General features: G+C 69.2%; 9 protein-coding genes, 1 tRNA gene and 2 pseudogenes. 6 read left to right on the top strand and 6 right to left on the bottom strand.

Features of this window, described 5'->3' with window-relative positions:
- From IQ216_RS09010 to IQ216_RS09000, 3 genes and pseudogenes are all read right to left on the bottom strand, one after another.
- Positions 1-486: pseudogene (locus IQ216_RS09010) on the bottom strand (undecaprenyl/decaprenyl-phosphate alpha-N-acetylglucosaminyl 1-phosphate transferase); the annotation flags it as partial.
- A 67-nt stretch (positions 487-553) separates the two neighbouring features.
- Entirely contained in the window at positions 554-1,852 is a 1,299-nt protein-coding gene (gene glyA, locus IQ216_RS09005; protein ID WP_370566685.1) for a serine hydroxymethyltransferase, read from the bottom strand.
- Positions 1,853-1,984: 132 nt separating this feature from the next.
- Positions 1,985-2,058, bottom strand: a tRNA-Arg gene (locus tag IQ216_RS09000).
- Positions 2,059-2,129: 71 nt separating this feature from the next.
- On the opposite strand from IQ216_RS09000, the gene IQ216_RS08995 reads away from it, so the two are divergent.
- From IQ216_RS08995 to IQ216_RS08985, 3 genes are all read left to right on the top strand, one after another.
- On the top strand, positions 2,130-2,369 hold the full coding sequence (locus IQ216_RS08995; protein WP_186697392.1) for a hypothetical protein: 240 nt from the start codon (positions 2,130-2,132) through the stop codon (positions 2,367-2,369).
- Complete coding sequence (locus tag IQ216_RS08990) at positions 2,366-2,656, top strand: DUF3181 family protein (protein ID WP_193815205.1); 291 nt, start codon at positions 2,366-2,368, stop codon at positions 2,654-2,656. Before IQ216_RS08995 ends, IQ216_RS08990 begins: the two co-directional genes overlap by 4 nt.
- A gap of 71 nt (positions 2,657-2,727) precedes the next feature.
- Positions 2,728-2,988, top strand: a complete 261-nt coding sequence (locus tag IQ216_RS08985) for a cytochrome-c oxidase (RefSeq protein WP_186697394.1) — start codon at positions 2,728-2,730, stop codon at positions 2,986-2,988.
- A 26-nt stretch (positions 2,989-3,014) separates the two neighbouring features.
- Here IQ216_RS08985 and murJ read toward each other — a convergent pair whose 3' ends face one another.
- Positions 3,015-4,637, bottom strand: coding sequence for a murein biosynthesis integral membrane protein MurJ (gene murJ, locus IQ216_RS08980; protein WP_193815204.1), 1,623 nt, complete (start codon positions 4,635-4,637; stop codon positions 3,015-3,017).
- Between the two features lie 75 nt (positions 4,638-4,712).
- On the opposite strand from murJ, the gene sfsA reads away from it, so the two are divergent.
- The 3 genes from sfsA (at position 4,713) to IQ216_RS08965 (ending at position 7,553) form a co-directional block, all read left to right on the top strand.
- Complete coding sequence (sfsA, locus tag IQ216_RS08975) at positions 4,713-5,468, top strand: DNA/RNA nuclease SfsA (RefSeq protein ID WP_193815203.1); 756 nt, start codon at positions 4,713-4,715, stop codon at positions 5,466-5,468.
- Between the two features lie 82 nt (positions 5,469-5,550).
- Complete coding sequence (locus IQ216_RS08970; protein WP_193815202.1) at positions 5,551-6,777, top strand: 4-hydroxy-3-methylbut-2-enyl diphosphate reductase; 1,227 nt, start codon at positions 5,551-5,553, stop codon at positions 6,775-6,777.
- A 125-nt stretch (positions 6,778-6,902) separates the two neighbouring features.
- Positions 6,903-7,553, top strand: a complete 651-nt coding sequence (locus tag IQ216_RS08965) for a DUF1997 domain-containing protein (protein ID WP_370566684.1) — start codon at positions 6,903-6,905, stop codon at positions 7,551-7,553.
- Between the two features lie 9 nt (positions 7,554-7,562).
- Here IQ216_RS08965 and IQ216_RS08960 read toward each other — a convergent pair whose 3' ends face one another.
- A complete protein-coding gene (locus tag IQ216_RS08960) occupies positions 7,563-8,030 on the bottom strand; it encodes a DUF4079 domain-containing protein (RefSeq protein WP_193815201.1) in 468 nt (155 codons plus the stop codon).
- A 77-nt stretch (positions 8,031-8,107) separates the two neighbouring features.
- A pseudogene (gene purH, locus IQ216_RS08955) lies at positions 8,108-8,353 on the bottom strand (bifunctional phosphoribosylaminoimidazolecarboxamide formyltransferase/IMP cyclohydrolase); the annotation flags it as partial.

The following is an 8,353-nucleotide window of genomic DNA, read 5'->3' as shown; positions in this document are numbered from 1 at the left end:
CAGGGTGGCCAGCAGGCTCAGCCAGTCAGGCAGCTGCAGCACGGCGGAGGGTGCCCCCATCCAGCCGAAGGGCAGATCGATGCTGCCGATCCGCACCCCCTCCAGCCACACCGCCGTCGACACCAGCAGCTGGCCCAGCAGCCTCGGCAAGGGGGGCAGGGCGAACAGATCGTCCGCCAGGCCGATCACGAAGAAGCACAGCGAGCCGCCGAGGGTGGTCCAGATCAGGGCATCCTTGCTGGCCTCCAGCTGGGCGAAGCCACCGAGCTGCCAGGTGAGGGCGAGAGCCAGGCTGAAGGCGATCACGATGCCGATCCCCCCCAGCCGCACCATCGGGGTGGTGTGCTGCTTGCGGGCGTCGGGGGCGTCGATCAGCCCCCAGCGCAGGCCGAGCCGCCGCACCACTGGCACCACCAGGGCGGTGAGCACGGCAGCCACGGCAAAGGTGAGCAGCGCTGCAGCGTTGGGGCTGTAGGCAAGAGTCACGACAGCGGGCCGACGCAGGCGCCTGGGGGCAGGGCGTAGGCCGCCACATTACGGGCAGGTGAGGGGCTCAGACCGACTGCAGCTCACGGGTGGGGGCGTAGAGCGGGAAGCGCTCGCAGAGCCCCGCAACGCGCTGCCGGCAGCGCTCCTCGATCGCCCCATCCTCGGGGTTGAGCAGGCGGTCGGCGATCACGTCGGCCACCTCGGCAAAGGCCTCGGCATCAAAGCCGCGGGTGGTGCAGGCGGCGGTGCCGAGGCGCAGACCACTGGTGACGAAGGGGGACTCGGGATCGAAGGGCACCGTGTTCTTGTTGGCGGTGATGTGCACGTCGCTCACCAGCAGATCCGCCACCTTGCCGGTCATGCCGATGCTGCGCAGATCCAGCAGCACCAGGTGGTTGTCGGTGCCACCGCTGACCACGGCGATGCCCCGCTCCTGGATGCGCTGCGCCAGGGCCTGGGCATTGCGCACCACCTGGTCGCTGTAGGCCCGGAAGGAAGGCAGCAGGGCTTCGCCGAAGGCCACCGCCTTGGCGGCGATCACGTGCTCCAGCGGGCCGCCCTGGCTGCCGGGGAACACCGCCTTGTCAAAGCGCTTGCCGAACTCGGCATCGCGGCAGAGGATCAGGCCGCCGCGGGGACCGCGCAGGGTCTTGTGGGTGGTGGTGGTGACCACATCGCACACGGGCACGGGGTTGGCGTGCACGCCGGCGGCCACCAGGCCGGCGATGTGGGCCATGTCCGCGAGCAGGAAGGCGCCCACCTCATCGGCGATGGCGCGGAAGGCCTGGAAGTCGATGCTGCGGGGGTAGGCCGAGTAGCCGCACACGATCAGCTTGGGCCGGTGCTGCAGCGCCAGCTGGCGCACGCTGTCGAAGTTGAGCTGCTGGGTTTCGGGGTCCACGCCGTAGTGCACGGCCTTGAACCACTTGCCGCTCACGTTCACCGGCGAGCCATGGGTGAGGTGACCGCCGTGGCTGAGGTCCATGCCCAGGATCGTGTCGCCGGGCTGCAGCAGGGCCAGGAACACGGCGAAGTTCGCCTGGGCGCCGCTGTGGGGCTGCACATTGGCCCAGGCTGCTCCGAACAGCTGCCTGGCCCGCTCGATCGCCAGCTCCTCGATGGCGTCCACGTGCTCGCAGCCGCCGTAGTAGCGCTTGGAGGGCAGGCCCTCGGCGTACTTGTTGGTGAGCACCGAGCCCTGGGCCTCCATCACGGCGCGGGAGGTGAAGTTCTCCGAGGCGATCAGCTCGAGGTGGGTCTGCTGGCGCTCCAGCTCCTTGCCGATCAGGGCGGCGATGGCGGGGTCGGCGGCCGCCAGGGGTTGGTCGTGGCTGGCGCAAGCAGCCATCACAGAGGCAGCCATCGCGGGGTCGGCCATCGAAGCAGTTCTTGGTCTTGCATCGATCGTAAAGACACGTCAGCCGAGGCTGCCCGCCGCCCAGGACAGCACCAAAAAAACAGCTCCAGGCGGAGCCGGAGCAGGGTGGTTTGAAAGCGCGCCTGGAGAGATTCGAACTCCCGACCCTCTGATCCGTAGTCAGATGCTCTAATCCGCTGAGCTACAAGCGCATGGCACCATTCTCAGCGCACGGAGGGCCCATCCGTCAATCGGTCCGCCCCTGATCCCCCAGAGCTCTCCCATGCCCATCCGCTGGTACGGCCCCTCCAACCCGGAAGACCCCACCTTCCGGCACTTCGAGCGGATCGTGAACCTCACCCTGCACGCCGCCCTGTTTGCTGCCATCAACAGCGGCCTCTGGGTGGTGCAGGAGCTGCGTCACCCCTGGACCCACCTCAACCTGGTGAGCCTGCTGTGGCTGACGGGCCTGCTGATGCACGCTGGGGTGGTCATCGCCATGCGCCCGGCCCCCGAAGCATGAGTCTCTCCGCCAGTGAACTGAAGGACCTGGAACTCGCCCTGGCCGACCGGCTCTACCTGCAGGTGGCCGGCTGGCACCTCTACTTGGGCGATGCCGGCCTGGCCCAGACCCTGGCCATCGAGTGCGCGGCCCGGCTCGACGCCGGCAGTGGGGTGTGTGCCCGCCAGGCCCTGGAGGCCGTGCAGGTGCCGATCGGCGGGGGCAGCACCCGCCTGCCCCTGGCCCGGCTGGTGCCTCCCGGGCAGCTGCGGGATCTGGAAGACGTGATCGAACCCTTCTGCCACTGAGCGCTTGTTGTTGCCGAGTCGACCGATTTTGTGGTGAAGGCCGATAAGGTTGCGCCCCATGCCCTTGGGCCGTGCTGCTGATTGAGGTCACCAATGCCCGCGATGTCGTCGGCAAACGGATCGGCAAGCTCGGCAGCCGCCTGATCGGCAAGGTGGTGGATGCGGAGGCCCAGGTCGAGAAGGCCCTGATCCAGGAGCTGGAAACCGCCTTCCGCGACTTCGGCATCGAGGCCCGCATCGTGTCGGTGCAGGGCCCCCAGTTGCTGGGCCGCTCCCATCTGGAGCTGCCACTGCAGGTGCGCGAGGAGCGTCAGGTGGGGCCCAGGCCCTGATTCAGGCCCTGGCCTGGCCAGGCCTGTCAGCGACGGCCGGGCCAGGCCAGGCGGCGGCTCAGCTGGCTCACCACCTGCTGGGCCTCAGGCACCCTGGCCCAGTGGGAGAGGGTGGCGTACACCAGCATTCCCAGTCCGCTGCTGAGAGCCACCTGCAGGGCCCTGCCGATCAGGCTGTCGGGCCAGCCCACCAGCAGCGCCAGGGCCCGCGCCGCCGCGGCTCCGGCCACGGCGGCGGCCAGCAGCAGGGCGGTGTCGCGCCCCCAGCGCCATAGCGGCAGGCCGTTGAGCCGCAGCTGCAAGGCCAGCAGCAGGGCAGCGCAGGTGATCAGGTTCACCGCCACGGTGGCCAGCACCAGCCCGGCGGCACCGGCATAGAGCCCCGGCAGCAACTGGCCGCCCCCGGGGACAGGGCCTCCCACAAAGGTCCAGCAGAAGATGGCATTGAGCCCGATCCCCGCCAGCGACCAGCGGAAAGGGGTGACGCCGTCGCCGAGGGCATAGAACACCCTCACGAGCACATCGCGGGCCAGGTAGGCCGGCATGCCGATGCCGTAGGCCATCAGCAGCTGGCCCACCAGCGTGGCCGCACCGGCATCGAAGGCTCCCCGCTCGTAGACGAGCGCCACGATCGGCACCGCCAGGGCGGTCATCAGGGCCCCGAGCGGCAGCATCGAGGCATTGGAGAGCATCAGGCCCTGGCGGATGCGCGCCACCAGCTCGGGGCGGTCCTCGGGAGCGGTGAGCCGGGCATAGACCGGCAGCAGCGGCACCAGCAGGGCGTTGGAGATCAGCCCCAGGGGGGTCTGCACCAGCAGGTTGGCGTAGCCCAGCCCCGCCGCCGCCGCCGGAATTCCCGAGGCGAAGAACAGCGACACGAACACATTGATCTGCAACATGCCGGAGGAGAGGGTGGCCGGGCCCATCACCTGCATCACCTCGCGCACGCCGGGATCCTTCCAGTCCCACACCAGCCGGAAGCGGTGCAGCCCCTGGCGCGCCAGCGCCGGCAGCTGGATCAGCCACTGCAGCACGGCTCCCAGGGTGGTGCTGCCCGCCAGCACCACGCCGCCGATCAGGGCGTTTTCCGGCAGGGTGATGGCCGGTCCCAGCTGCCACCAGAGCAGCCCCAGGCCGGCGATCACCGCCACGCTCGAGAGCAGCGGGCTCACTGACGGCAGCCAGAACTCATCGGCCGCGTTGAGCGCCCCGAAGCCGAGGCCGATCAGGCCGGCGAACAGGGCCATCGGCGCCATCCAGCGCAGCTCCACCACAGCGATGGCGTGGCGCTCGGCATCGAGGCCCGGCCCCACCAGGCTGATCAGCGGGCCAGCCGCCACCAGCAGCAGCACGGTCACCACCAGCAGGCCCGCCCCCACCAGGGTGTTCATCGCCGCGAGCACGTGGGCCCCCTCCTGCCGCGGCCGCCGCGCCAGCACACTCACCATGGCGCTGTGGAACGGACCGTTGATGCCGCCCAGCAGGATCAGCAGGAAGCCCGGCAGCACATAGGCGTAGTTGTAGGCGTCGTAGGCCATGCCCACCCCGAAGGAGGCAGCGATCACCTGCTGGCGCACCAGGCCGGCCACCTTGCTGATCGCCGTGGCAGCGGCCACGATCAGGGCAATGCGACGCAGGGACTGGGGCATGGATCCGGGCCCCTGGGCCCGTTGGCTTGAGCGGCAGTATGGCGGGCGTCCCTTCGCCGCCCCGGCTGCTGCGCCATGGCCCCGCTGATCCTGGAGCTGGGCCCCCTGGTGGAGGGGGTGCTGCTCAAGCGCTACAAGCGTTTCCTGGCAGACGTGCAGCTGCAGGACGGCAGCGTGGTGACGGCCCACTGCCCCAACACCGGGCCCATGACCGGGGTGCTGCAGCCCGGCGGGCGGGTGCTGCTGCGGCACGCCCCCTCACCCAGCCGCAAACTGGCCTGGACCTGGGAGCAGGCCGAGGTGGAGGGCGCCGATGGCCAGCCGGTCTGGGTGGGCATCAACACGGCCCTGCCCAACCGGCTGGTGCGGGCGGCGATCGAGGCGGGCTGCCTGGAGCCCCAGCTGGGCCCGATCGGCGCCATCAGGGCCGAGGTGCCCTACGGGCAGAACCGCCGCAGCCGCATCGACCTGCTGCTGACGCCAGCGGCAGGGGCCGCCGATCCGCGCCCCATCTACGTGGAGGTGAAGAACACCACCTGGACCCAGGGCCGGCTGGCTCTCTTTCCGGACACGGTGACCGAGCGGGGGCAGAAGCACCTGGTGGAGCTCGCGGCCCTGCTGCCCGGGGCCAGGGCGGTGCTGCTGCCCTGCCTGAGCCGGGGCGACGTGGAACGCTTTGCCCCCGGGGATTCCGCCGATCCTCGCTACGGAGAGCTGTTTCGGGCCGCCCTGGCGGCGGGCGTGGAGGTGCTGCCCTGCGTGTTCCGCTTCACGGCCAGCGGCGTCCACTGGCAGGGAGTGGCGCAGGTGGAGCCGCGCCAGCCGGGCTGACAGCCGTGTCTGCGGCCCTGCTGCGGCAATTCGGCAACCCTGCGCGAAGGCCCATAGAGTTCGGCCACTGCTGTGGGCCGCCGTGGATACCCGTGCTTTCAAGCGATCCCTGCACCATTCCGAGCGCTACAACCGCCGCGGCTTCGGCCTGGGCGAAGAGGTGGCCGGCAGCCTCGAGCAGGCCTACCAGAGCGATCTGGTGGCCAAGCTGCGGGGCAACGGCTACGCGCTGCAGCGCGGTCGGCTGAATGTGCGCCTGGCCGAGGCCTTCGGCTTCTGCTGGGGTGTGGAGCGCGCCGTGGCCATGGCCTACGAGACCCGCCGCCACTACCCCAGTGAGCGGATCTGGATCACCAACGAGATCATCCACAACCCCTCGGTGAATGACCATCTGCGCGAGATGAACGTGCAGTTCATCGCCGTGGAGGGGGGTGTGAAGGACTTCTCCGACGTGGCCAGCGGCGACGTGGTGATCCTGCCCGCCTTCGGCGCCACGGTGCAGGAGATGCAGCTGCTCAATGAGCGCGGCTGCCACATCGTGGACACCACCTGCCCGTGGGTGTCGAAGGTGTGGAACACCGTGGAGAAGCACAAGAAGCATGCCTTCACCTCGATCATCCACGGCAAGGTGAAGCACGAGGAAACGCTGGCCACCAGCTCCTTTGCCGGCACCTACCTGGTGGTGCTCGACCTGGCCGAGGCCCAGCTGGTGTGCGACTACGTGCTGCTCGGCAACCAGAACCTCAGCGCCGAGCAGCGGACCGCCGCCCGGGAGGCCTTCATGGCCCGCTTCGCCAAGGCCTGCTCACCGGGCTTCGATCCCGACCGTGACCTGATCCGGGTCGGGGTGGCCAACCAGACCACCATGCTCAAGAGCGAAACCGAGGAGATCGGCCGGCTGGTGGAGCGCACGATGCTGCAGCGCCATGGTCCCGCCGAGCTCAACGAGCACTTCCTGGCCTTCAACACGATCTGCGATGCCACCCAGGAGCGCCAGGACGCCATGTTCGCCCTGGTGGATGAGCCCCTCGACCTGATGGTGGTGATCGGAGGCTACAACTCCTCCAACACCACCCACCTGCAGGAGATCGCCGTGAGCCGCGGCATCCGCTCCTTCCACATCGACACCCCCGAACGCATCGGTCCGGGCAACCGCATCGAGCACATGCCCCTTGGCGGTGAGCTCACCGAGGAGTCGCCCTTCCTGCCGGAGGGACCGATCCGGGTGGGGATCACCTCCGGGGCCTCCACCCCGGATCGCATCGTGGAGGCGGTGATCGAGCGGCTGATCGAGCTGAGCGAGGCCTGAGGCTGGGCCTCTAGATTGGTTCCTGTGGAACTGAGAGCACAGCGATCCCTGGGCTGGAGCCATGCGCTCGTGACCTGGGTCCGCCAAGCCGGTTCCGGTTGAACCTGTCGTTGCGTCCGTCGCTGTTGTCGTCCACCCCCCTGTCGACAGCGCCACTCGGGTCGGCCCAGCGGGACGACATTCCGCCGCTGCGCCAGTCTGACGACTCCCGGGTGCGCCTGTACCAGAGCAGCTTCGCCGATCTCATGGAGATGCGGGCCCCCACGGAGGCGGTGGCCCACTATCTGGATCGCCACGAGGGCTGGTTCAGCCGCTGCGCCGCGCCGATGGCCGTGGAGCCCCTCGGCGCCAATGGCTACAGCCTCACCCTGGGGCGCTTCGGCAACTTCGGCTTCGAGGTGGAGCCCACCATCGCCCTGGAGCTGCTGCCCCAGAGTGAGGGGGTCTACCGGATTCTCACGGTGCCCATCCCGGCGGGGGACACCGGCCTGGAAGGTCTCTACGACGTGGACTTCCAGGCGTCCCTGCGGCTCGACAACACTGCCGAGCTGGAGGCACCCCTCACTCTGGTGCGCTGGGATCTGGCCCTCAGCGTCTGGATCCGTCTGCCCGGGGTGATCACGCTGCTGCCGGATGGCCTGGTGCAGAGCAGTGGCGAGCGGCTGCTGCGCCAGATCGTGCGCCAGGTGTCCCGCAAGCTCACCTGGAAGGTGCAGGACGACTTCCACAACAGCCACGGCCTGGAGCGTCCCCCCAGGCGGCGGGCGCAGTTCTGAACGGCCAGCTCAGGCTGGGCGGTTCTCCCAGATCTTGTTGAGAATCTGCATCCCGCTCACCGCCTGCCACAGAAACAGCGTGACCATCAGCATGTTCAGCCCCACGTGGGCCTTGCGGGCGATCAGGTTGCCCTGCTGCATCAAGGGAGTGAGCGAGGCGGCCAGGGCCACCATCGAGGTCATGCCGATCCCCACCAGCAGGTGCGGGCCCACGAACAGCTTGCCGTTGTTGAGGTAGGTGACGGCCATGCCGCCGAAGCAGCCGATCACCACCAGGGCCAGCAGCACACTGCCCACCTGGAAATGGCGCTTGGCGTACTGGCCCTTGATCAGCAGCTTGCGGGTTTCGGCATCGGGTGCCGTGCGCAGTTTTTTGGCCTTGATGCCCAGGAACAGCCCGTAGCCGGACAGCCCGAGCAGGCTCCACATCATCAGCGGATGCAGGAAGTTGAGGCCGTAGGCGAGCGACTCAGGCATGGCGTGGCCGGGGCGGAGACGATGCAGCGAAACTACAACTGAGCCCCGCCCCCTCGCTGTCCAGCCCAGCCTGGGGCTCAGTGCAGGAAGTGGCGTCGGCCGGTGAGCAGCATCGCCAGCCCCAGCTCATCGCAGGCTCTGATCGAGTCCTTGTCCCGCACGCTGCCGCCTGGCTGGATCACCGCGCGGATGCCCAGGCCGGCCGCCAGCCGCACCGTGTCGTCGAAGGGGAAGAAGCCGTCACTGGCCAGCACGGCCCCGCGCACCCGCTCCCCGGCGGCCTCCAGGGCGAGCCGGGCCGACCCCACCCGGTTCATCTGGCC

It is taken from the genome of Cyanobium sp. LEGE 06143, from assembly GCF_015207535.1.
GTDB lineage: Bacteria > Cyanobacteriota > Cyanobacteriia > PCC-6307 > Cyanobiaceae > NIES-981.
The sequence above is the reverse complement of the archived record's forward strand: the minus strand, read 5'-3'. Positions and strand labels throughout refer to the sequence as shown.